19 protein-coding genes are annotated in these 25189 nt (G+C 33.4%); 9 read left to right on the top strand and 10 right to left on the bottom strand.

Annotation, left to right across the window (positions count from 1 at the left end):
• The first annotated feature begins 16 nt into the window (after positions 1-16).
• Positions 17-6052 carry a GEVED domain-containing protein gene (locus ACTU6T_RS07340; RefSeq protein WP_460220590.1) on the top strand — a complete coding sequence of 2012 codons (6036 nt, stop codon included), beginning with the start codon at positions 17-19 and terminating at the stop codon, positions 6050-6052.
• A gap of 51 nt (positions 6053-6103) precedes the next feature.
• Here the strand turns inward: ACTU6T_RS07340 and ACTU6T_RS07335 are convergent, their stop codons facing one another.
• The 4 genes from ACTU6T_RS07335 to gdhA form a co-directional block, all read right to left on the bottom strand.
• Entirely contained in the window at positions 6104-8515 is a 2412-nt protein-coding gene (locus tag ACTU6T_RS07335; RefSeq protein WP_460220589.1) for a TonB-dependent receptor, read from the bottom strand.
• Between the two features lie 5 nt (positions 8516-8520).
• Positions 8521-9240 carry a DNA repair protein RecO gene (gene recO / locus ACTU6T_RS07330; RefSeq protein WP_460220588.1) on the bottom strand — a complete coding sequence of 240 codons (720 nt, stop codon included), beginning with the start codon at positions 9238-9240 and terminating at the stop codon, positions 8521-8523.
• Positions 9241-9252: 12 nt separating this feature from the next.
• Positions 9253-11613, bottom strand: coding sequence for a type IX secretion system anionic LPS delivery protein PorZ (porZ, locus tag ACTU6T_RS07325; protein ID WP_460220587.1), 2361 nt, complete (start codon positions 11611-11613; stop codon positions 9253-9255).
• A gap of 125 nt (positions 11614-11738) precedes the next feature.
• A complete protein-coding gene (gdhA, locus tag ACTU6T_RS07320; protein ID WP_460220586.1) occupies positions 11739-13082 on the bottom strand; it encodes an NADP-specific glutamate dehydrogenase in 1344 nt (447 codons plus the stop codon).
• Between the two features lie 222 nt (positions 13083-13304).
• Here gdhA and ACTU6T_RS07315 point away from each other — a divergent pair, with 222 nt between their 5' ends.
• Entirely contained in the window at positions 13305-14120 is an 816-nt protein-coding gene (locus ACTU6T_RS07315) for a THC0290_0291 family protein (protein ID WP_460220585.1), read from the top strand.
• Positions 14121-14185: 65 nt separating this feature from the next.
• Here ACTU6T_RS07315 and ACTU6T_RS07310 read toward each other — a convergent pair whose 3' ends face one another.
• On the bottom strand, positions 14186-15325 hold the full coding sequence (locus ACTU6T_RS07310) for a cystathionine gamma-synthase (RefSeq protein ID WP_460220584.1): 1140 nt from the start codon (positions 15323-15325) through the stop codon (positions 14186-14188).
• A 120-nt stretch (positions 15326-15445) separates the two neighbouring features.
• Here ACTU6T_RS07310 and ACTU6T_RS07305 point away from each other — a divergent pair, with 120 nt between their 5' ends.
• Entirely contained in the window at positions 15446-16195 is a 750-nt protein-coding gene (locus tag ACTU6T_RS07305; RefSeq protein WP_460220583.1) for a DUF3298 and DUF4163 domain-containing protein, read from the top strand.
• Here ACTU6T_RS07305 and ACTU6T_RS07300 read toward each other — a convergent pair.
• Positions 16192-17436: a cation:proton antiporter gene (locus tag ACTU6T_RS07300; protein WP_460220582.1), complete on the bottom strand. Its 1245-nt coding sequence runs from the start codon at positions 17434-17436 to the stop codon at positions 16192-16194. The two genes, ACTU6T_RS07305 and ACTU6T_RS07300, sit on opposite strands and share 4 nt — an antisense overlap.
• Positions 17437-17548: 112 nt before the next feature.
• Here ACTU6T_RS07300 and ACTU6T_RS07295 point away from each other — a divergent pair, with 112 nt between their 5' ends.
• Together ACTU6T_RS07295 and ACTU6T_RS07290 are read left to right on the top strand one after the other, a co-directional pair.
• Entirely contained in the window at positions 17549-17908 is a 360-nt protein-coding gene (locus ACTU6T_RS07295; protein ID WP_460220581.1) for an arsenate reductase family protein, read from the top strand.
• Entirely contained in the window at positions 17901-18794 is an 894-nt protein-coding gene (locus ACTU6T_RS07290) for a DMT family transporter (RefSeq protein WP_460220580.1), read from the top strand. Before ACTU6T_RS07295 ends, ACTU6T_RS07290 begins: the two co-directional genes overlap by 8 nt.
• Here ACTU6T_RS07290 and ACTU6T_RS07285 read toward each other — a convergent pair.
• A complete protein-coding gene (locus tag ACTU6T_RS07285; protein WP_460220579.1) occupies positions 18786-19262 on the bottom strand; it encodes an acyl-CoA thioesterase in 477 nt (158 codons plus the stop codon). The two genes, ACTU6T_RS07290 and ACTU6T_RS07285, sit on opposite strands and share 9 nt — an antisense overlap.
• A 100-nt stretch (positions 19263-19362) precedes the next feature.
• Between ACTU6T_RS07285 and ACTU6T_RS07280 the strand changes: the two genes are divergently transcribed.
• Genes ACTU6T_RS07280 through ACTU6T_RS07265 form a run of 4 tightly spaced genes read left to right on the top strand, consistent with a single transcriptional unit; the run spans position 19363 to position 23319 of the window.
• On the top strand, positions 19363-20220 hold the full coding sequence (locus tag ACTU6T_RS07280; RefSeq protein WP_460220578.1) for a YicC/YloC family endoribonuclease: 858 nt from the start codon (positions 19363-19365) through the stop codon (positions 20218-20220).
• 21 nt (positions 20221-20241) lie between these two features.
• Positions 20242-20832 carry a guanylate kinase gene (gmk, locus tag ACTU6T_RS07275; RefSeq protein WP_460220577.1) on the top strand — a complete coding sequence of 197 codons (591 nt, stop codon included), beginning with the start codon at positions 20242-20244 and terminating at the stop codon, positions 20830-20832.
• A 3-nt stretch (positions 20833-20835) separates the two neighbouring features.
• Positions 20836-21414, top strand: coding sequence for a nicotinate (nicotinamide) nucleotide adenylyltransferase (nadD, locus tag ACTU6T_RS07270; protein ID WP_460220576.1), 579 nt, complete (start codon positions 20836-20838; stop codon positions 21412-21414).
• A 60-nt stretch (positions 21415-21474) separates the two neighbouring features.
• Positions 21475-23319, top strand: coding sequence for a PLP-dependent aminotransferase family protein (locus ACTU6T_RS07265; RefSeq protein ID WP_460220575.1), 1845 nt, complete (start codon positions 21475-21477; stop codon positions 23317-23319).
• A gap of 54 nt (positions 23320-23373) precedes the next feature.
• On the opposite strand, the gene ACTU6T_RS07260 is transcribed toward ACTU6T_RS07265, so the two are convergent.
• From ACTU6T_RS07260 to ACTU6T_RS07250, 3 genes are all read right to left on the bottom strand, one after another.
• Positions 23374-23934 (bottom strand): hypothetical protein, encoded by a 561-nt coding sequence (locus ACTU6T_RS07260; protein WP_460220574.1) that lies wholly within the window; start codon positions 23932-23934, stop codon positions 23374-23376.
• A gap of 132 nt (positions 23935-24066) precedes the next feature.
• Positions 24067-24426 (bottom strand): YraN family protein, encoded by a 360-nt coding sequence (locus ACTU6T_RS07255; protein WP_460220573.1) that lies wholly within the window; start codon positions 24424-24426, stop codon positions 24067-24069.
• Positions 24427-25188: a HEAT repeat domain-containing protein gene (locus ACTU6T_RS07250; protein WP_460220572.1), complete on the bottom strand. Its 762-nt coding sequence runs from the start codon at positions 25186-25188 to the stop codon at positions 24427-24429. It abuts the gene before it with no gap.
• Position 25189 lies beyond the last annotated feature (1 nt).

Raw genomic sequence — 25189 nt, 5'->3', positions numbered from 1 at the left:
TAGTTAATTTATCCCTATGAAAAAGAATTACTCCCTCATCTTATTAGCGTTCTTATGTTTTGTCGTGTCTAGTTATGGGCAATATACTGGAACAGGAAGTTTTACCCAAATCAATTCTTTAGCAGAATTAACAGATGGTTATTACGTTATTGCATACAATGATCAATATGCAATGAACAATACCCATAATGGAACATATTTAGCACGTACTACAATTAATCCTATAGCATCTGAGATTACTGACCCTTCAGGAACTATTGTGTGGAGAGTAGAAACTAACGGTTCTGGCAAAACTATTTATAATGAAGCATCTGCTAAGTATGTTTCTTATACTGGAAGCAGTAACAACGTTCAGATTGTAGATAATGTTATTTCCAATAATCAAAGGTGGACAATTTCATATTCCGGAGGAGAATTTATAGTGTCTAATCTTGCAGTTACAACTAGGGATTTACAGTATAACACTGGTGCTCCCAGATTTGCATGTTATACTGGATCACAACAAGATTTGACGTTTTATAGGATGGCAATTTCAACAGATCCAAGTTTATCCATTTCGGGAACACCACTTGATCATGGCTCAGCTTGTTTAAATACTGCTAATCCAATACAAACATATACAATCGCAAATAGCAGTAGTAGTACATTAACAGCTAATAATGTAACTGTAACATCAGACGACACACAATTTGTAGTTAGTAATTATACTCCTAATAATATTGCTGTTGGTGGTTCATCTACTTTTGATGTTACATTTACCCCAACTTCTGCTGGAGTTCAAACCGCTACTATAACAGTAGCAAGTACAACTGGAACAAGTAATTCTCCAACAATTAACTTAACAGGAACTGGATTAGATGTGGTGTCTCAAGCTGTTACAACTAATGCTGCATCTGCAATTGGAGGAACATTAGCTACTCTAAACGGAAATGTTAATACTGTAGGTACCTGTCCTAATACAATAGAAAAAGGCTTTGTGTATTCTGAAACTATCACTAATGCCAACCCACTAATAGGTGGTACAGGTGTCACTGGAACTTCTATAGCTGGCATAAGCACAGGTAATTTTACATTTGGAGCAACTGGATTAACAATAAGTACAAATTATAGTTATAAAGCTTATGTATATGATGGATCAACATATACCTATGGAGCTATTGAGACATTTACAACCACGACACCTCCACCAAATGATGATTGTGCTACTTTAGCACCAAATATTACTGTTGGTGCTGCTCCAATTACAGGCGACTTATCCAATGCTTCGCCATCAGCTAGTCTCAGTCAACAACCAACAAAAAATGATGTTTGGTATTCATTTACTCCAGCATGTACGGGTGTACAAACTATTTTAACCACCTTCACCTCTGGTCCAGATATTGATTTATATGTTTATGACACAAATTGTCCATCATCTGGCAATGCATTATACAGTTCTACTTCAGGGAATAATACTGATGAAACCCTAACCAATACATTTACTGCTGGGACTACATACTATATTAGAGTTCTTGATTATTTTAATGATGCGTCAAATTTCAACATAAGCATAAACACAGATGCTGGTGCACCCAATAACGGAAGAAATATAGAAGCGTGCCTAGGTAATACTAGTGTTGAATTGTCATGGGATGCTTCTACTGGAACAGCTCCAACTGGTTATATTGTTTTTGCTCAACAAGGCACAACATCTCCAGCATCTGCAACACCAGGAAATGCCTCCTCTTATATTGCTAACACGAATTATGCCACAGCAAACACATATGGTTTCCTAGGCAGAGCAGTATATAAAGGCAATGGCACTAGCACTACTGTTACTGGTTTAACTAATGGGCTCGATTACACTTTTAAAGTTGTTGCTTATTTTTGTGAAAGTGCAACTGGTTGGGCAACTGCAATTAATGCTTCTGGCTCTTGGGATGATACTTATACGGTCGATGTCCCAGAAGCAAATATTACTGGAGCCTCTGTAGCCACAACCTCTTCAGTAATAACATGGACAAATCCATTACCAACAACGTGTTATGATGTGTTAATCGTGGCAAATGAAGGAGGAATTACGCCATTTACACCTTCTTCTGGAACATCATACACTGGAAATCCAGTTTATGCAGGAGCAGATTCAATAGTGTTTTTTGGAAATGGAACTACTACTACGGTAACTGGATTAACTGATGGTGTAACATATTGCTATACTCTTTTTATTAGAAATCAAGGCACTGATGAATGGAGTAACGGACAATCCATTTGCCAAACTACTGGTCTTTCATATTGCAATTCAAGTGGTGGAACCTCAACAAATTCAGGGATATTAAATGTTAATTTAAATACATTAAATAATTCGTCTGCATCAAATAATGCTTATACAGATTTTACTGCGGTTTCTACGAGTCTTATTCTTGGTGATCAATACAACCTCAGTGTCAATGTGAATACTGGTGGGAATTATACGGCAAATGTAAAAGTGTGGATTGATTGGAATAGAGATGGTTCATTTAATAACTCTTCGAACGAAGCCTTTGAATTAGGAACTATAACTAACAGCTCAAATGCACAACCATCACTTTCTCCTATAACTGTAACAGTACCAACGAATGCTTATATTGGAAATGTAAGAATGAGAGTCAGTTCTAAAACTGATAATGGCGAACCTTACGCAACGCCCTGTGAAGATTTTAGTTTTGGTGAAGTTGAAGATTATACCATTACTATAGTACAACCATCTAATGCCGAAATTAATATTGAGGGTAACAATATCTCCATTCCTAATGGGTACACCGTAACTGATTTGCCAACTGCTGGATTAAATCAAACACTTTATGGTTTAACTAGTGTAGGTGCTATGGGACCAGAAAAAATTTATACCATTGAAAATATTGGAGCAACAACATTAAATCTAAATGGCACACCACGCGTACAATTAACAGGTGCTCATCCTGGCGACTTTAATGTCACAGTTCAACCATCTGCAACGGTAAATTCTTTGGCAACATCAGAGTTTAGGATTCAATTTAATCCAACATCAGATGGCATTCGAACTGCGACCGTAAGCATTCCTAATTCGGATAGTAATGAGAGTCCTTACGAGTTTCAAATACAAGGCTCTGCCAATTGCACCTCCACGTTAACTAGTTCTATTTGGCCGACTTCAGGCCCTGAAAACACAGAGGTGACTATAACCTCAGCAACTAATTTAACTGGAGCAACAGCAACGATCAACGGGTTATCTATGACTACTGTTTCTAGCTCGGCCACAGAATTGGTGGTTTTAATTCCTCAAGACGCAACTACAGATGATATCATTGTAACGTTTTCAACTGGTTGTTCTTCTGTAAATCCATTTACAGTAATTGATGATCTTAATACTACTTGTGATTTTGCCAGTGCAAACACCCTTAACGAACTCTTTATAAGTGAAATTACAGATGCAGAAAACGGAAGTTCCTCTTTTGTTGAAATTTACAATGGTACACCAAATACCGTTAATCTATCAGACTACAGAGTAGATATTTTTAATAATGGAAGTCCAAACGCTTCAAGTGAAAATAATCTTACAGGAAATTTAGCATCAGGATCAACCTATGTCATTACAGTAGGAAGCACATCGTGTACTACGTTTAACAATTTAAGTGTAACTCCTAGTCAGTCATTTGGGTCGTCTAGTGGTATCAATTTCAATAATAACAGCTCTGACGCCATAGGTTTATATAAAATATCTACTGCAACAATGGTAGATATCTTTGGTCTTTATGAAAGTGACAACTGGGCTAATGGCTTGGGAGTAGGTAGTGATGGTGCTAATTTCAGAAGAAAAAATGACACATCACCACTTCCAAATCCGACGGAATATCATTTCGATATTAATGAATGGGAAATCTACGATTGGACAGATTGTAGTGATTCTGATTATGTGAATATTGGAAATTATAATATTTCTAACCGTATACCACCAGATGTTTCAGCTTTAGCTACTCCAACTTTTGATTGTACTACAACTGTTCAGTTATCTGTAATGGGTAATCAAGGCGTACCTGCCGGACAACAATTAAACTATCAATGGTATTATTTAGTACCTAATACACCTGCTTTTGTAGAAGTTCCGAATGGGCCTGATTTTAATAATAATGTGACGAATTCGTCTTTAGATATTACAAATCCAATCCCTTATATTGATTACCAGTTTTTCTGCCAAGTAAGAGAAGATGATGTAAACTGTTATGTGGCTAGTAACGCTGTTAAACTTAATGCTTTGGGTGCAGTTTGGGATGGCACCAATTGGTCAGCTTCGCCAGCAAGTGATAAAATTGTTATTATAGATGGAGATTATGACACTAGTATAGGAACTAATGGTGAAACAAGTTTCGAAGCTTGTCAATTAATTGTAAATACAGGACGTACTTTAAATATTGAAAATAACACTTACGTTAGAGTTCAGAATAATCTAACAGTAAATGGAAATATTGTTGTCAAAACTGACGGTTCGTTTGTTCAGGTTGATGATACTGCTATAGTTAATGGCGATGTTCTTTCTACTCCTAGTAGGATTTCAGTAGAAAAGGAAACTGCTAATTTAGCGACCTATCAAGAATATACGTATTGGAGCACACCAGTTTCTGGAGAAACAATTGGTGGTGGATTATTTGAATCATCAGCTAATAGACGTTTTTGGTTTAATGCTCAAAATTTTAGAGACTCAACTCAAGAAACGAATAATAATGATGCTACCTTAGCTGGGCAAGATGATATTGACGATGATGGAAATGATTGGCAACCTATCACAGACGCAACAACTGTAATGTCGCCAGGAGTTGGTTATGCTAGCACACATAACAGCACAGGTTTTACACCTAATCAATATATCTATACTTTTGAAGGGCCGTTTAATAATGGTGTATTTAATATTCCTATTTATAGAAATGATGCAGAGCCGAACGATAATAACTGGAACTTTATTGGTAATCCATATCCTTCTGCTATAGACGCAGACCTCTTTTTAGCAGCTAATGCTAGTATTGATCAAACTGTTGGGGCTACAAATGGTGCTATTTTCTTTTGGTCTCATAATACCGCTGCAGATGAGAACACCAATGGGAATGAAGTCTTAAACTATTCTCAAAGCGATTATGCAATAATTAATGGGTCTGGGCAAACTATGGGAGGTGATATGGTAATGCCAACTCGACATATTCCATCCGGACAAGGATTTTTTGTGTCAATGGATCATTTGGCAACATCTACTTCGGCTAGTGGTTCTATTAGAACGACTAATATAGTTTTTAATAATAGTATGAGAGTGATTGGTAATAACAATCAATTTTTTAGAACAATCAATAATGCCAATGTACCTAATAAACTTTGGTTAGATTTAAATTCAGATAATGGTGTATTCAATCAAGTTTTAATTGCTTACGTTGATGGAGCTACTAATGATGACGATGGCATGTATTATGATGCCCATAAAAACTTATCTAGTAATGCAAATTCAATTATCTACTCCTTAATTGACGAATTAGATGATAAGAAGTTTGCTATTCAAGGTAAATCTCCTACTAGTTTAAACCTATCGGAAGTTATTCCTTTAGGGTTCTATACTAAAATCGAAGAAGCCACACTTTATACTATTTCTATTCATCAAGTAGAAGGTGAATTTATGAATGAAAATACAATTTACATTAATGATAAACTTTTGGGTATAACACATGACCTTTCTGCTAATGACTATAGCTTTACTTCGGAAACGGGAGAGTTTAACAATCGTTTTGAGATTGTATTTCAGGAAGATGCTCTTTCCGTATCTGAAAATGATATCAACTCGAATGATCTGACAATTGTTGAACTTTCAGATGGTAATGTCAAGTTTTCTGTAGGACATAATTTAGTGATTGAACAAGTAGAAATAATAGACCTCATTGGTAGAACCATTTACAAATTACAAGGAAGTAATACTACAGAAACATATAACTTATCACGACTAAGTCAAGCAACTTATATTGCTAAAGTCAGTTTATCTAATGGTCAAATTATTACTAAAAAAGCTGTTAAACGCAAGTAGGCATATAAAAGAAATTGTAAAAAAGAGGTTCTTAATGAATCTCTTTTTTTATTACAATTGATAACGTAATGCTAAAATTAAATTTCTTCCTGGAGCCGCAATACCAGAAGAATAGGTTTGATAACGTTGGTCAGTAATGTTTTCTAATGAAGCTGTTACTATTGCAGCCTCAGTAATTTGATATTGCGTTCTGAGGTTTAAGGTATACCAAGATGGGGAATAAGGTCTACCAAGATTATCTAATGCATAGATAAAGTCTTTGGAACGCTCTGATAGTGCTAATTGATTAAATGATAATTCACTATTATATTCTGCAAAAGCATCTATTTGAAATTTATCATTTTTCCAAACAAAATGAGTATTTCCAAAATTAGGAGCGATATGCCTTACCGGAACTTCAATGCCTTCGTCTTCTTCTGTACCACCAATAATATTGTATTGTGATGTCAACTTTAAGCGTTTAGAAATATTAAATTCTACTCCAGCTTCAAATCCATAAATCCAATTTTTTGATGCGTTTTGAATCGCTTGAACATTACTCAACTCACCATTATATTCAATTTGAGATTCGCCATTAAGTGTAAAATCTCTACGTATTAGTGCATTATCTAAAAATGTATAATAGGTTGCCATATCAATTAAAAACACATCATTAAAATTGAGACGTAAGCCTAGCTCTCCTCCATAAGCATATTCTGGTCTCAAATTCTGGTTTGGAACAACAACCGAACCTGGTTCAGAATCAAACACTTTCCCTATGTCATCAATGTTTGGTGCTCTAAATGCTGTAGAAGCGTTTAATTTCCATTGAATCATTTTACTCGGAATCCAACTTATTCCAGCAGTTCCAGTAAAGGCTCCTACATTTAATTTAGTTGTGTTGAATGGCAAGTTTAAAAATTCATTATTCTCAGAAAACTCAGCATTGGCTATTACATGATTATATCGCAATCCTGATTGAAATACAAATCTTGAATTGGGTTTATATTTAAAACTAGCATAAGCCGCAAGAGACTGCCAATTAGAACCATTAGGATATCTTGAAACTGATGGTAGGCTTATACCTGTAGTAATATCTTTTTCCTGACCCGTAGATGACACATTATTGAAAACATACTCCAAGCCATAGAACAATTTGCTTTTAGTACTCAAGCCCTTTTCTAAATCTAGATTTAACGAATAAGCATCTACAGCATCTTCTCGTATGTTTCTTATGCTTGATTGAAAATCTCTATCCAATCGGCTTTCTTGAAAATTTTGATATGCAAGCGTGGCTTGTATTTTATCATAAAGATTAGAACTGCTACTTAATTTAGTCACTTGAAAATTACCCATAAACCAACGCTGTGGTCCATAATTCCATTCTGCCGATCTTAAAGCTCCATTACTATATCTGCGTAATCTATCATATCTAGAGTAAGAGGATGTTGTTGTATAATATAAACCTAAATCAAAACTTAAATTTTCTACAGGCTCATATCTTACTTTTTGAAGAATATTAATCTGATTATAGCCAGTTGGCGTTTGAATACGAGGATTTTCATTCTGAACCACTACATCTACCCCATCAATGACTTCTACATATTCTGGCCTTAAATAATCGTTAGGACCATGTCTTCCCATTCGTAAATCCTCAAAATCAGTATAACTAACATTCGTTAGAAATGCCCATTTTTTAAAACCCAAATTTAAATCAATATGCCCTGTTTTTTCTTTATTTGCAGTAGCGTATCTTGTAGCTACATTAGCATTAAAATATAAAGAATCCCTATAAGATAATTGTGGTTTTTGAGTATAAAAACTCATAACACCACCAATAGCATCACTTCCATAAACAACAGAGCCAGCACCAAGCGTAATTTCAGTATTTTGAATTGAAAATGGATCAATAGAAATGACGTTCTGTAAGTTCCCGCCTCTAAAGGTGGCATTATTCATTCGTACACCATCTACAGTAATTAAAAGTCTGTTGGTCGAAAATCCTCTAATCATTGGACTTCCACCTCCTAATTGACTTTTTTGAATAAAGACATTACCTGTACTTTCAAGAAGATCTGCACTAGTTTGAGGGTTTTCAAAAGTAATATCACCTGAATTTATATTAACTATTGTTTGAGGTATATCGCGTTTACTTTGTTCAAATTTAGATGCCGAAACAACAACTTGATCTAAATCTTCAATACTTGCAATCAAATACACTATAAAATTATCGCTTTTGATAGCAGATTTCTTTAGTGCTTTCTTAATGTATAGTATGTTTTGAAAATAAATCATCTCATTGTCGTCAAATTGATTTAATGAAGCTTCACCTTCAAGATTTGTAATGACCGATTTATTCTTTTTAGAATTAAATATTGTTACACCAGCTATTGGTTCATTCGAACCTTCTTCTATAACCCTAACTGTTTGAGAGTTACAAAAGCCCACTGAAAAAACAAATACTATTAAAAGCGTAAACTTCATAAATATCAACTAAATACCTGATTGAAAACTTGTAGAGATTTTGGTTTTTTAAAACTGCCCAAATGTAATTCAAAATATAACAATAGCATCGTTAGAAATGATTGTCTTTGCTTTGAATTCAATTTTATAGTATCTAGTTCATCAAAATTTGTGCCTAACAGCTGTTTTAAAATTGTTAAATTTTCACCTGTAACACTGTATATATTCTGCTTTGTAGACTCAAACAATCCGTTATTTAAGTTGAAATATCTTTGGTTCATATCAGTAGTATCTGGATAAAACCCTAAATGCTTGGTTAGATTTAACAGAAATAATAAATGAAAGTTTGAGAATTCATCTTTAGTATCGAGCCATCGAAATGTAATTTCAAGATAATTATAAAGTGATACATTTTGTTCTTCTTCTTTTAATACCGAAGACAATACCTCAGCTAAAAACATGACAATAGCACTTTTCAATATATTGGTATGTAAACTAGTATATCTATAATCTAAACGAACATCCTTAATATGTTGTAGAGATTGTTTTTCTCTAAAACTTTCTTCAATTTGTAGTTGAGACAGTAATTGAAAATAGGCAATTTTAGAATTCCCTTTTTTTCTATTTAAAACACCTCTTAATAGATAACTAACCACTCCTCTGTGCAAAGTAAAGGCTTTTACTATGAGGTCATGATCTCTGTATTTTAACTTTGAGATAACAATTACTTTGGTTTTAATTAGCATCTTGAAGCATTATTACCTAACTATAAGTACTTTTAAAACCTTAGTTTCGAAAGAGTCTAAATCTGAAATAAGAAATAAATAGACGCCTGAGGCGACAACATTACCTCTGAGATTTTTTCCATTCCAGACACCAGTTCCTCCATCTATTGCAAAATTATAATTTGCAGAGGATGATCGCTGATTAACTCTCGATTGCGCTTCTGCAACCAAATTACCTTCAATGTCTGTTATTTTCACATTCACATTTTCGGTTAACCCAGAAACTTTAATCCCATTATTAATATTATTTAAATCATCAAAACCCAATATATCATACTCAGGTCTAACCGGATTAGGATAGATATAAGCCTCTTCTAGAGTATCTTGAGGCTTTGTTCCTCCTGAAGAAAAAGACACTAAGCCTCTATCTGTGGCAATATACACTTTCCCAGATTGCGGGTCTATTGAAATATCATTAATAGCATTTGAAGGTAATGGAGAGTTCGCTGTAGTAAAATGAAATATCGTCTCTTGCCCATCAGGAGAAAAGTAAAAAATCCCCGAATCTAAAGTTCCTACCCACTTATTATCAGAACCATCAACTTTAATATCTGTAATAAATTGCTCTGAAAGTAATTCTGTAGGAATTCCATTTTCTAATATGACTATTTCATTTACTCTTGGACTTGGATCATTGACAAAATTTGAAGTATTAAATAATACTCTTAAGCCGCTAACAGTGCCAATCCAAAGTTGGTTACGACTATCAAGAGCAATGGCTTGTGTTTGCGCTGTAGGCATATTATGTTCTTCATTGAACACATTGTTAATTTGATTTGTGTCGGTATTGTATCCAATAACACCGCTATTATATCCAGAAACCCATTTCATTCCACCACTTCCTACTTCAAGATCTCCAAAACCTAATTCATCAAATACAGGATCTAATATCAAATCAGAAAAATTAAATCCTTGCCATTGACCTGTATTTGGATCATACGATTTTAATGGATCATCTTCTTTTATTGACAATGTCCAAAGTAAACCATTTCTATCAAATTTTGAGGCACCTTGTCTAATTTGTGTTACACCAGTAAGGAAATTTTCTAACCCGCTATTTTCTGCGTTATATAGAATGGTAGCTTGCTCATTATTAAGCTCAAGTAGCCCATCAAAAAATGAACTTATAAACACTTGACTGGGATCAAATGGATTGATTGCAATATCACATAGATTTCTTGCCGTTAGTAAGCTATCATAAGGGATATTATTCCATGAATCCTCTCGCAAAACACTTATACCTCGTCTACGAACTGGTGATGGGTTATATGACACTGTATAATCTCCATATGTGACCCATAAAACCTCATTTCCTGCTTGCAGTTTAAAAGCATTATTCCTTGAAGGACCATCTGGTAAAATAACGTCAAATTCTTCTACAAGGTCATTATTAGTTTTTAAAACTCCCGCTTCGGTTGTTCCTATAAATATATCTTCATCGATAGTAGTAGCACAAGTAAATTCAACATCAAAATCCTCATTAGTAGATGCTGTGTTAATCTGTAAAAAGTCTTCATCATATATAAAAACGTCTTCGTCTAAAGTAATAGATAATCTATTACCTACACTTCTTACATCAACTGGTAAGCTAGGATATGTAATCAATGTATTAAGGTTATCATTAATAACCTCACGCAATGTATTATTTGCTCGAAGTGTATATAATCGACTACCAACGGTTTGAATGGCAGTATAATTACCTGGAGTAATTTGTGACCATTGTTGAAAATCTATTAAGTTAGGATTGTCTAACGACGCTTTTCTAATTCCACTATTAGAACTACAAGCGGCATAAATAAAATTATCAAAAATAGTCGTTTGATTTACCTTAATCTGACTTCCTCCATTTCCAATAAAATATGAATCCCCAAATTGCAAAAGACTTAAATCATAAATGGAAATTCCGTAATCTGTAGAAATATAGATTAATCCATTGTTTTCATAAAAATGGTTAATTCGTTTTAATGCAGGTGAAATAGACTCTTTCTCTAGTATGTCAACTACAGATAAAATATCAGAATCAGAATCAAAGAGAATCTCTATCAAACCAGATTCATAGCCAATAACCAATAACTCAAAGTCCTCACTGTATTTTATAGTAGAAATATTCTCTCCTGAAAGACCATTAATAGTTGTAAAGGTTTCTATTTCATTTGAAAAAATATCATAACTAAATATAGCATTTTCTGAGGCCGCATAAATTTTATCATTCCCTTGAGTGATATCTTTGATACCAGCATATGAAAAATAGCCTTCCCACAGGGAAGAGAAATCCTGCGAAACTCCTTTAAAACACAAAAGAGTAATAAGGAAAAGTACTATTCTCTTCAACATATTATTTATTTTTTTCAAATATATTATATCTAACGACATTTTACCCAATATCATATAACACATCTCAATAAAAAAAGCTTTCAGTGATAACCCTGAAAGCTTTTAGTTCTCTATTTTTGAAATCCTTATACAACCCCTTGGGCTAGCATAGCATCGGCTATTTTTACAAATCCTGCAACATTAGCCCCTTTTACATAATCGACATAACCATCATCTCTTGTACCATAAGTAACACATGATTCATGGATATCATCCATAATTTTATTGAGTTTTTCGTCAACTTCTTCTCTAGTCCAACTTAATCTTAATGAGTTCTGACTCATTTCTAATCCAGAAGTTGCAACACCACCAGCGTTTGAAGCCTTTCCTGGTGAAAACAATACTTTAGCACTTTGAAACGCTTCTATGGCTTCTGGAGTAGTAGGCATGTTTGCACCTTCGGCAACAGCAATAACATTGTTATTAATTAATTGTTTTGCCTCATCACCATTAAGTTCATTTTGTGTAGCACAAGGTAATGCAATATCACAATTAACAGACCAAGGACGCTCTCCAGCATGATAAGTAGCATTAGGATATTCGGCAGTATATTCACTAATTCGTCCTCTTTTTACATTCTTTAGATTCATAATGAATGCTAATTTATCAGCATCGATACCATCAGAATCATGAATATACCCTCCAGAATCTGACATGGTAACAACTTTTGCTCCTAACTGAGTTGCTTTTTCACAAGCATATTGAGCAACATTACCAGATCCAGAAATAACTACTGTTTTTTCTTCAAAAGAATCTCCATTTTTTGCTAACATATTTTTTGCAAAATACACACAACCATATCCTGTAGCCTCAGGTCTAATTAGAGATCCACCATACGTAATACCTTTCCCTGTTAAAACTCCAGTAAATTCATTCTGTAGTCTTTTGTACTGACCAAACAAATAGCCTATTTCACGACCACCAACTCCAATATCTCCAGCTGGGACATCGGTATTAGGGCCTATGTGTCTAAATAATTCGGTCATGAATGACTGACAAAAACGCATCACTTCATTATCGCTTTTCCCTTTAGGGTTAAAATCAGATCCTCCTTTTCCACCACCCATTGGAAGTGTTGTCAAGGAGTTTTTAAAAACCTGCTCAAATCCTAAAAATTTAAGAATACTTAGATTTACCGAAGGGTGAAAACGTAAACCACCTTTATATGGTCCTATTGCAGAGTTAAACTCAACTCTAAACCCTCTATTTACCTGAGTATTTCCTTGATCATCAACCCATGGAACTCTAAATATAATAGTACGTTCTGGCTCTACCATACGCTCTAAAAGCATTTTTCCTTGATACTTTGGGTTAGCCTCAATAAAAGGAATCACAGTTTCTGCAACTTCGTGCACAGCTTGTAAAAATTCAGTTTCATGACTGTTTTTATCTTTTACAAGATTTAAAAAAGCTTCAATTTTATCTTTCATTTATTATAGTATTAACAATCTATGTTGATTTTTATAACACAAAGATACATTATCTTTAAAATGTATGTCCTTTTTTTTTGATATTCTCAATGTATGCATAATTAATCATTAAATTATCATTTAACAGTTGTTCGGATAAATTTACATTTCGTCTAATAATTTGGTAGTTTATCTAGTTTTTATATATTTGTTAGTTAACAAGCCCTCTGTAATTTAAGACCTATGACGCTTAATTTTAAACAATTAACTTTTGTATTCATTTTCATACTTGGTGTAAATGAATGTTATTCTCAACTTGGTTTTTCTCATGAAATTGGTGTTATAGCTGGTCCTGTTGCTTTTCAATCTGATTTTGGTGTTAGAAGAGATTTTGAAACAAATGCTGGTAATACAGGTATTGGTGTAGGGATTGTTCATTACATTAATTTTGCTTACAGAGCCGATTGTAATTGTTATTCTACTGACACCTACTTTAATGATCATTTTAAGTTAAGAAACGAGATCTCTTGGAATAAAACCAAGTTAAATCACTTTGGAAAATGGGTAGATGCATCACGAACTAGTGCAGATGCCGAACGATTACGACGTCATTCTGGAGTTGCTCAAAATTTTGATATTGGCACGCAAATAGAATGGTTTCCAAAAAGTATTAGATCTTTTCAAGCTTTTAGCTATTCTTTTGCTCCTTTCGTGAGTCTAGGAGTACATTTTACATCTTATAATCCTGAAGTAGAGACCACTTACGGTGATGGCAATATAGAGAATATGAATAATTTCTACCAGCCTTGGGTTAATGCTGCCAACCCTAACACTAACGAGGATCCATTTTTATTAGATGGAAATGGAACAACATGGTCTGTTGTTGGAAGTATTGGTACGCGATATAAACTCACTGTAGTATCAGATTTAATGTTAGATTTAAGATGGCAGTATTATTTTAATAACGAAATAGATGGTTTAGACCACAATTTAAACTCTAACAAAGCAAACGATTGGTTAGTTTGGTTAAATTTTGGATACATTTATTATCTTGATTAACCATCACATTATAAAATCATAAAAAAGGACTAAGCTTAAAGTTTAGTCCTTTTTGTTTTTTTAGATTACCCTATTGCTTGTTTTAAATCAGCAATTAAATCGCTTATATCTTCTATACCTACACTCAATCTAATTAAAGAATCTACAACCCCTATTTTTTCTCTTTCCTTCTTAGGAATGCTTGCATGCGTCATACTAGCTGGATGACCTGCTAAAGACTCTACTCCTCCTAAAGATTCTGCTAATGTAAAAATCTTAAGACGCTCAACAATCTTTATAGCTTGCTCATAATTATTTCCTTTGGTTGTAAAAGATACCATTCCTCCAAAATCATCCATTTGTGCTTTAGCAATGTTATGATTAGGGTGGTTTTTAAAACCTGGCCAATAGACTTTTTCAATTTTTGGATGACTTGCCAAAAACTCTGCAACAGCTTTACCATTCTCACAATGACGCTGCATTCTAACGTGTAAGGTCTTAATTCCTCTTAAGGCTAAAAAACTATCTTGAGGTCCACAAATAGCTCCGCTAGCATTCTGAATAAAATACAAACGGTCTGCCAAATCTTTATCTTTTACAACTAAGGCTCCCATAACCAAATCACTATGTCCACCCAAATATTTTGTAGCTGAGTGCATCACGATATCCACTCCTAAATCTAATGGTCTCTGCAAGTAAGGTGTAGCAAACGTATTGTCGACGGCAAACAACAACTCATATTGTTTAGCAATAGCTGCAGTTGCTTTTATATCTATAATATTCATCATTGGGTTTGTTGGAGTTTCCACCCAAATTAATTTTGTGTTTTCATTGATATAAGCTTCAATATTTGAAACATTATCCATGCCTATAAAATGAAACTTGATTCCAAACTTCATAAAAACACTTGTGAATAACCTATAAGTACCGCCATATAAATCATTGGTAGAAATGACTTCATCTCCAGATTTTAATAATTTAATAACAGCATCAATAGCAGCTAAACCAGAACCAAAAGCCAAACCATAATTTCCGTTCTCTAAACTTGCAAATGCCTTTTCTAGGGCATTACGAGTTGGGTTATGTGTTCTTGAATATTCATAGCCTTTATGACCACCAGGTGTAGATTGGGCATAAGTGGATGTTTGATATATTGGCGGCATTACACTATTAAATGCAGGGTCATGTGCTTGGCCGCCATGTATTGTTTTTGTATTAAATTTCATGATAATTATCAGAGACAAATTCAGTTGTAAAACCACAGAATTCGTTTCATTTTTTGTATGGTGAACAACAAATTTAAGGTTTAATTCGTTGTATTCAAATCTAAATAATACCTTTATTGGATGTTTAACCGAATCCCAAATATTGTGAAAAAAAGCTGCCTACTATTTGTTATTTTAATTTCGTTAATTTCTTGTAAAAAGGAGATAACCATTGATTTTATTGAAACACAAATTGAAACTTCCGAAACTGCCGAAATAGCATTGAATTTTCCAAAGGCTGAAGGCACAGAAACTATTGCCAACCCGATTAACGCTACTTTAGAAAACTATATTGTTACTCAAATTAACTTTTCCGAAGACATTCCATCTCAATTGACTATTGACGACGCGATTTCAAAATTTAATTATGAGTTTATAAGTTTTAAAAATGAATTTCCAGATGCTGGAAAAAAATGGGAAGTTTTTGTTGATGGTGAAGTAACCTATCGCTCTCCTGAAGTCATTAGTATTGCCATAAATTCATACTTAGATACAGGAGGTGCTCATGGTAATACACGTGTCAAATTTTTTAATTTCAATCCTCAAACAGGCGATTTGATCGACATTAATGATATACTAAAGAATAAAGAGGCCTTTTCAAAAGTGGTGTCTCAAAAATTAAAAGAAGACATTGCCTCTAATTCAAACAATGATGCTCTTTTAGAAGATTTGTTTTTTGGCGAAAAATTTCAACTACCTGAATCTTTAGGTTATAGTGACGAAGGGATTATTATACTATATAACACCTATGAAATTGCTTCGTACTCGCAAGGTATTGTTGAATTTACAATTCCATTTGAAGAGATCAACTCATTCCTAAATATTAATTAATTTTCCTTTGTCAATCGTTTGATTATAGGTTCGACGGTTAGACCTTGTCCGATAATTGAAATCACCACGATTACATACGTAATCACTAAAAACAATTCTCGATACATATCTTGTGTTAAGCTTAAAGCCAAAGCTATTGATATACCGCCTCGCAATCCTCCCCAAGTCATGATTAAATTAGTTTTGGGTAAGAATTGTAGTTTTTTAGCATAAAATTTAACTGGAATCCATAAGGAAAGGTATCTAGATAGCAATACTAATGGTACTGCTATTAATCCAGCAATAATGTAATTAGTTTCAAATGAAAGTACTAGCATTTCCATACCTATCATTATAAATAGTACTGCATTTAATAACACATCTACCAATTCCCAAAACTTATCTACATAAGTTTCAGTGATTTCAGACATTGCCGAATTACGAACAGTATCATGCCCTACAATAAGCCCTGCAGTTACCATAGCTAGAGGAGCAGACATATGCAATTCATGAGCTAAAAGTGTACCTCCCATGACTGCTGCTAAGGTAATAATGACCTCAACTTCATAATTATCTATAGATTTAAGTAGCTTATAAGTAGCATATCCCAGCCCAAGACCCAAAGCGATACCTCCTAAAACCTCAACACCGAATAACTGCAATATCTCAGTTACTTCTATGGCCGCATTTGGTGCTTTAGCAATTGAGAAAATAGTTAAAAACACCACAACACCAACACCATCATTAAATAGAGATTCTCCTACTATTTTGGCTTCTAATTTTTTAGGTGCTCCAACTTTCTTTAAAATCCCTAAAACCGCAATAGGATCTGTTGGAGATATCAAAGATCCAAACAACAAGCAATAAATGAAATTGATATGATATCCAAAAAACTCGAACATAAAATACATGAATCCACCTACTAAAAAAGTAGATACTAAAACACCCAAAGTAGCAAATGCTAATACTGGTCCGCGTTGAATTTTAAGTTGGTTAAAGTTTGTGTGTAGTGCCCCAGCAAAAAGCAAAAAACTCAACATAATATCTAGCAGAACTGTTTTGAAATCTATTTGAGAAATTAATTCTTTTTCTCTTAATAATAGAGTATCATCAAATTGTCCGATGGCTACAACAATAATAGTAAACACAATCGTAATCAACATTAAGCCAATGGTTGTAGGAAGTTTTAAAAACTTAACGTTGAGATAACTAAAAAGCGCAGAAAGAACAATTAATATTGAGGCAATAGCGTAATAATCCATGAATGCTGAAATTTTCGATAAAAGTAACTATTTTTCTTATGAAATCCGTTTACTTTGCATTGTACAATCCAATTCATAACTTATAATTCTCTTTCACGAAACCTAAACGATTATGAAAAAAATATACCATCTAAAAACTTGTAGTACCTGTGTTAGAATTATAAAATCTTTGAATTTACCTGAAGACGTTATTTTTCAGGATATAAAAACTGAAGACATTACTGTTAAACAGTTAGAAGAACTCGCCAATTTAGCAGGTAGTTATGAAGCATTATTCAGTAAAAGAGCTAAGCTTTATAAGGAAATGGGGCTTAAGGATCAAAACCTTACTGAAAAAGACTTTAAGCATTATATTTTAGAACATTATACATTTTTAAGCAGACCTGTACTAGTTTATAATGATGCTATTTTTATTGGAAATAGTCCAAAAACGATAGATGCAGCAAAAGCTTTTATCCATTCTCATGAATAACAGGAAATTTGCTTTAGTTGCCGTCTTTTTGGTTCAACTTTTATATGGATTAAATTATACATTTGCAAAATCTATAATTAATGACGGTTTTATAAAAACCTTTGGACTCACATTATATAGAGTTGGAGGAGCTACTATATTATTTTGGATTTTTGGATTGTTTTTCAAAAAAGAAAAAGTGGAAACTAAAGATTATTTCACCTTCTTTTTAGGTGCCGTATTTGGTGTTGGTTTAAATATGTTATTGTTTTTAAAAGGGCTCGAATTAACCTCACCAATACATGCGTCGGTAATTGTAACGATTACGCCAATTATCATATTAGTTTTATCGTCATTCTTCTTATCGGAAAAGATTACTAAAATGAAAGTTCTTGGTGTATTTCTTGGTTTTTGCGGAGGTGTTTTATTAACCTTATTAGGAAAATCTACCCGAGTTGCAGATAATGTTATTCTTGGTAATACCTTTATTTTCTTAAATGCAATTGCTTATAGTATTTACATTATTATTATAAAAAAACTAACCGCAAAATATCATCCTTTTACTTTTATTAAATGGTTATTCTTATTTGGTTTCTTTTTGGTTTTACCTTTTGGATACACAGAAGCCACTGAGGTGCAATGGCAAACCTTTACACCTTATGTATGGTTTTCGGTATTTTTTGTGATTGTTGGGGCTACATTTGCAACCTATGTTTTAAATCCGTTAGCCTTAAGATCTCTAAAAGCATCTACGGTAGGGGTGTTTATTTATTTACAACCTGTAATTGCTGGTGTGTTTGCTATTACTATGGGTGTAGATGTTGTAAGCCCTATTAAAATAATAGCAATGATTTTAATCTTTTCTGGCGTGTATTTGGTAACCAAAAAACCTAAAGCATCAACTTAAATCTTTAGGCACTTTCCCTTCTATTCTTGTATCTGCTTTAGTCAATACCTTAAAATTTTTAGTTCTGGGTAACAACGCAGATTGTTTCAATAAAGAATCTGGTAAAGCAACCAGTTTCCTTGTTTTTAAATCAATCCAAGACCCTAGCATATCGCTTGTGGCCAAGTGTTCTCCTTTATGATTATAAAAATTATGTTCAAACTTAAAAAACATACCATCTTTACTTAGTCCAGACAATTCTAAAGTTACTGTTACTGGTTTACCTATAAAGGATTCTTTAAAATAGTAAGTATGTTCGTAAAATACGACCGGACCAATCCCAAATTTTGAGAGCTCGTCCATTGAGAATCCATAGGCAATAAAAAAGCCCATTCTGGTATGACTCATAAAATTGGTATAGGCCGAATTTGCTAGATGCCCATTAGCATCTATATCACTCCATCGGATTTCAAAATCTTTTTGATACATCTTAATATATTTGTAAGCTGTAAAGTTATTGTTTTTTTACATTCATTTCCGTTGAACTTTACGATTTTCCTTACCTTTGCTCAACTTATAAAATTCATTCATGATACAATCAATGACTGGTTATGGAAAATCTGTAATTCAGCTTCCAACCAAAAAAATATCTATTGAAATAAAGTCACTCAATAGTAAAAACCTAGATCTTAACACGCGTATGCCATCTATGTATCGTGAAAAAGAATTAAGTATACGAAAACTAATTGCTTCAAAATTGGTGAGAGGAAAAGTTGACTTCTCTCTATATATGGAAATCACTGGTGAAGAAACCTCAACACAAATTAATAAGACTGTTGTTAATCAGTATATAAAGCAATTAAAAGATGTCGTTGATGGTGATGCCACTGAGTTGTTAAAAATGGCTATTCGTTTACCAGATGCTGTTACTACCGAACGTGATGAAATAGACGAAAACGAATGGAAGCAAATTTCTGATGCCATAGATAATAGCCTAGAAAAAATCCAAACTTACCGTTTGGATGAAGGTAAAAGTTTAGAAACAGATTTTATAAATCGCGTTGATAATATATCGCGTTTATTAGAAGACGTTATCGCCATGGATCCAGAACGTATTGAAGGTGTACGTGAGCGCTTAACCAAAGGAATTTCGGAAATAAAAGAAAAGGTTGATGAAAATCGCTTTGAACAAGAATTGGTTTATTATATAGAAAAATTTGATATCACCGAAGAAAAAGTTAGGCTAAAAAATCACTTAGATTACTTTCTAAAAGCTTTGAAATCTAATGATTCTAATGGGAAAAAACTTGGCTTTATAGGTCAAGAAATGGGACGAGAAATCAATACTATTGGTTCAAAATCTAATTATGCTCCAATGCAAAAATTAGTAGTTCAGATGAAAGATGAGCTTGAAAAAATTAAGGAACAGTTATTGAATGTTCTCTAGAAAAACTTGTAAACTACCTTTGTGAAAAACGACAACGACATAAAAAAAGGAAAACTTATTGTATTCTCAGCACCTTCTGGTTCTGGAAAAACAACAATTGTTAGACATTTATTGCAACAAAAAGAGCTCAACTTGGAGTTTTCTATTTCGGCAACATCCAGAGAAAAGCGTGGCAAAGAAGTACATGCTAAAGACTATTATTTTTTAAGTCTAAAAGAGTTTAAGAGTAAAATCAAAAATGATGAGTTTTTAGAGTGGGAAGAAGTTTATCGAGACAACTTTTATGGCACTCTTAAGACTGAAATTGAGCGAATTTGGGCTAAAGGAAAGCATGTTATTTTTGATATTGATGTTTCTGGCGGATTGCGAATTAAAAAGAAATTCCCAGAACAAACACTCGCTATTTTTGTAAAACCACCAGATCTTAATGAACTAATCATAAGGCTTAAAGAACGTGGTGAAGAAAGTGAAGAGAAGATAAGTATGCGTGTTGCTAAAGCACCTGCTGAATTGGCAACAGCGCCTCTATTTGATGAAATTGTACTCAATAAAGACCTCGAAGAGGCTTTAGATAACGCGTATCACCTCGTTTCTAATTTTATTAAGGCTTAAGGTATGAAAATTGGCTTGTATTTTGGTACGTTTAATCCCATTCATGTTGGTCATTTAACCATAGCAAATCACTTAGCTGAACATAGTGATTTAGATAAAATTTGGTTTGTAGTAACACCTCACAGCCCATTTAAAAAGAAAAGCTCATTATTGGATAATAGGCAACGTTATGAGATGGTATATCTTGCCACAAAAGATTATATCAAACTCGAACCAAGTGATATCGAGTTTAATTTACCTCAACCTAATTATACAATTAACACTTTAACTTATCTTCAAGAAAAACATCCAAATCATGAGTTTGCTCTTATTATGGGAGAAGATAATTTAAAGGGATTTCATAAGTGGAAAAATTATGAACTCATTTTAGAACATCATGACATTTATGTATATCCAAGAATTTCTGAAGGTAAGATAGAAACACAATTTAAAGATCATCCAAAAATTCAAAAGATTGATGCACCAATCATGGAATTGTCTTCTACATTTATTAGAACATCCATTAAAAATGGTAAAAATATTCGACCTATGCTACCAGAACATGTTTGGAAATATTTGGATGAAATGAATTTCTATAAATAACGACTGAGGTAACTTAATACCAAAATCATCTAAATTAGACATTTAGTTAAGCACCAAATTATGACAAACAATAGCACTCTAAATTATATTAAAAGTGTATTAGAAAATTTACCAAATAACTGGTTAGATTTAACTACTCATCGCCTAGATATTTATAATGAGAAACTGGCTAAAACTCAATTTTTAGACCAATTTGAAATATTGTTTGAAACAAATAATTCTCAATCTTTAGCACTTCATAAGTTACCTACAGCTTACGACTATATTCGATTAGGTCATCCTTTATCTTGTGTCTTAGAATGGACTATTGCTAAGTGTTTTGGAGCTAAACCAGAACAAGTGATAAGCTTTTCGTCTATGACCATGCCTATTTTAGCGATTCTGAGAAACAACCTTTTAGAACATAAAAAAACACAAATTCTTTACAAGGGTGAATTACCTTATTCATTTGATAGTGAACTTCTAAAACGCGTTTATGGATATGCATTTGAAATGAAACAAATAGATTGTCCGGATGACATTTCAAAGTTTGATGGTAGTACCATATTTATTTCAAAACATGATGAAATATCAATAAATAATCTCAATCCTAATATTGACTTTGTTGTTACTCTTTACAAATCTTTAGGAAGTATTTTACTTATTAACGGACAGCAGAATGATGCTTATATTTCAGAAATACAACATGTAAGACGAAGAGAGACTATTGCAATGACACCTCGTAATTGCCTAAAAGCCTTACAGTATTTGATTCAGAAATCTTCAATTACTGAAAGTAGTAAGAACAATACAAATGATGCTGTGGTTTTAGAGTCTATTAAGTCTATTACGAGAACAAACGGAATGCCTTTGGTGGGTTCAAGTGGACTCTCCATTCAGTATGCCATTATGATGGGATTAGTGCACCATGCTCAAGAGCAATATAAAGGAAAAACGATCAAGTTTGTGGTACCTCCCAATTGTTATGGTGGCACAAACGATCAGGCAAGACGACTTGCTGCTTGCTTTGACAATGTAGACATCGTAGACCTTCCTGTTGATGGCGATAATGATATGGTTAGAAGTATAGATATTGTTTTAGACAAGATCGCTAAAGCAGATGCTGTTCCTTATATCATTGCTGAAATTCCTACAAACCCTAGAGTTGAAGTACCTGATCTTGAACAATTAAAACAAACTCTTGAAAAAGTACGTTATACGTTCTCAAATGAAATTGCAATTACCCCTGTTTTTATTTTAGATCAAACCTTTTGTCCTAATGTTCATTTTTTAGGCGAAGGCAAAACACTCTCAAAAGTTAAAGCCATTTCATATGCTAGTGGATCAAAATTTCCTAGTGGCGGACAATGTACAGCAGGCTATTGTGTTGGAAATACAGAGGCCGAAATCTTGATGGAAAAGATAAAACTCCATCTCACTCTTTGTGATAATGAAGCTACGCATCACCAAATGGAAATATTAGCAAAGCAATTGCCTTCAATGAACCAGAGGATAATTGATGCTTATAAAAATACTCGGGAATTTGTAAATTTTATTCAAGAAACTTTGCCTTCTGCAAAAATCAATTTTGTCTCTGAAGAACTTGCAGAACAAGGGTTTACACCATCAGTGTTTTCATTAGACCTTCCTACTAAAGGTGCAACTTCAGAAGATCAAGAAGCTTACAAACGTGCATTAAATCATAAATTAATTCAATTAATGATTACAAAAATCCCTAATGAAAGTAAATATTGCGTAAGTTATGGGCAACTCAAAGGCTGCTACTGGACGATTCCTGCAACATCTACACAAGGCACGACTAAAGAAGATGATAAAGATTATATAGCTCGTGTGGCTTTATCTCCAAACTTGGACTTAGGTCGTCACAAACAAGTCTTTTTTGATTTTGTTAAAGATTTTACTTAAAATCAAGAAATGATAAAATCGTAACACACAAACACACTATCGAGTTTTTGACTTCTAAAACGGTGTATTTTCTCCATCATCATCTTCTTCTTCACATTCTGTTACTTCAGAAAACATTGCCCAGCTATTACCATCAAATTGAGTCCCCTCAGCCCAAGCAGTTTCTCCTCCTGTTGGCCCATCGACCTCTGCATGTGCAGCAAAGCAAAAATTTTCATCTAAATCCAAATCTTCTAAACTCAGTACATAAACAACTTCATATGGCGTTATTGAAAACGGTTCTGTATACTCAAATTGTCCTATTTGAGGATTACCAGAGCCTGTAAGTGGTACCCAATCTTCATCACAATTTCCCAAAGCTAAATGAGTAAGTTCAATGGTCCAATCACCATTACTTGAAAAGGTAACAATTAAGTTATCTCCATCAATATCTACAGTTACTATTCCTGCATCATTGTGTTGACCAGCAAATAAGGTCGTAGTATAACAAGGATCATCAGCAATTAAAGTTGAGGTATTAAGATTTTGTTGCTCTTCTTCTAAAATTTGTGTTTCAGTACATGCTGAAATTATAAATAAAAATAGGACACATTTTAGTAGGTGAATTTTTTTCATCACGAATAATATTTGGGGTTAAATACTATTCTAAACTTATAAAAAACATAGATTACAAACTGTATTTTTAGATGAAATGCTGCAAATATTAATATTTTAAAGATTTTTCTTACAAAAAATTACTTTTTATAGTTAGAAATGATAAAATGCATCTTCTAAATGTTCTAAGAGGGTTTCTTTAGAATTCATAACAATCGCGATAATATCAAACCGAACATTTACATCAAGTGCATTAGTATTTACAAAGGCATCAACAGCTTTGATGATACGTTGCATCTGCTTGGGTTTTAAAAACTGCTGCGGGTCACCAAAATTTGCACTTGTTCTTGTTTTAACTTCAATAACAGATAGAATATGACCTTTTTGGGCAATAATATCTACTTCTGCTTTTTGGTAAATATAATTACGGGCAAGGATTGTATATCCATTGTTTATCAAATGGCTTACCGCTAAATCTTCTCCTCTTTTCCCTAATTCGTTATGTTGTGCCATTTAATTTTTGTAATGTGTATCAATATATGATATGGCTTCATCTTGACTTAATACAGCAAATTTCTTATAGCGGTTATGAACATCTACTATTTCATCAAGAGCCTTTTCTACTAAAGGTTTGTTTTTCCAAGTATTTAAATGGGTAACTACTGTTTTTAAACAACCATTCTTATAGGCAATTTGCCCAAGAACATGAACCAAAGTATCACTCACCCGCTTTGTTTCATCAAATTCTAGTACTTTCAATAATGGTAAAACATCTTGTGGGTGTGTTCTTCCTCGAAGCTCAATCCCATGACAAATCTCTCGCCTAATCTCTTTGTCAGGATGTTTAAGATAAGGTTTACACCAAGCTAATACTGGAACTGGGTTCTTCTCTCCCATTTTTTTAATGGATCCAATTACAGCATTACGTACTCTATGGTGCTTATCAAACAATCCTGCTTCCATAAAACTGCTTACTTTATCAAAATGAAACTTCCCAATCTCACCTGCAGCATTAATAACCGTTTGACGATTTAATTCATCATCAGATGTCATAAGTGTTTTTAATACTGAAAAAATCCTAGACTGTAAGTGAGGTTGGGAATAAAATAGCTTTCCTAAAGCCAAATAAGCAGTTTTTCGAATATAGGTGTCGTTATCTGAAAAATAGTTGATAATGGCCTCTGTTTGACCATTATGCAAATCAGATTCAATTTGTTGATTAATTATGTCAACAAGCTTATTACGTTCTGCTTTGGATAAATCATAGAATGCCATG

Source organism: Psychroserpens citreus, assembly GCF_055686305.1.
Note: the sequence above shows the minus strand (reverse complement) of the source record. Positions and strands in the feature narration are given on the sequence as shown.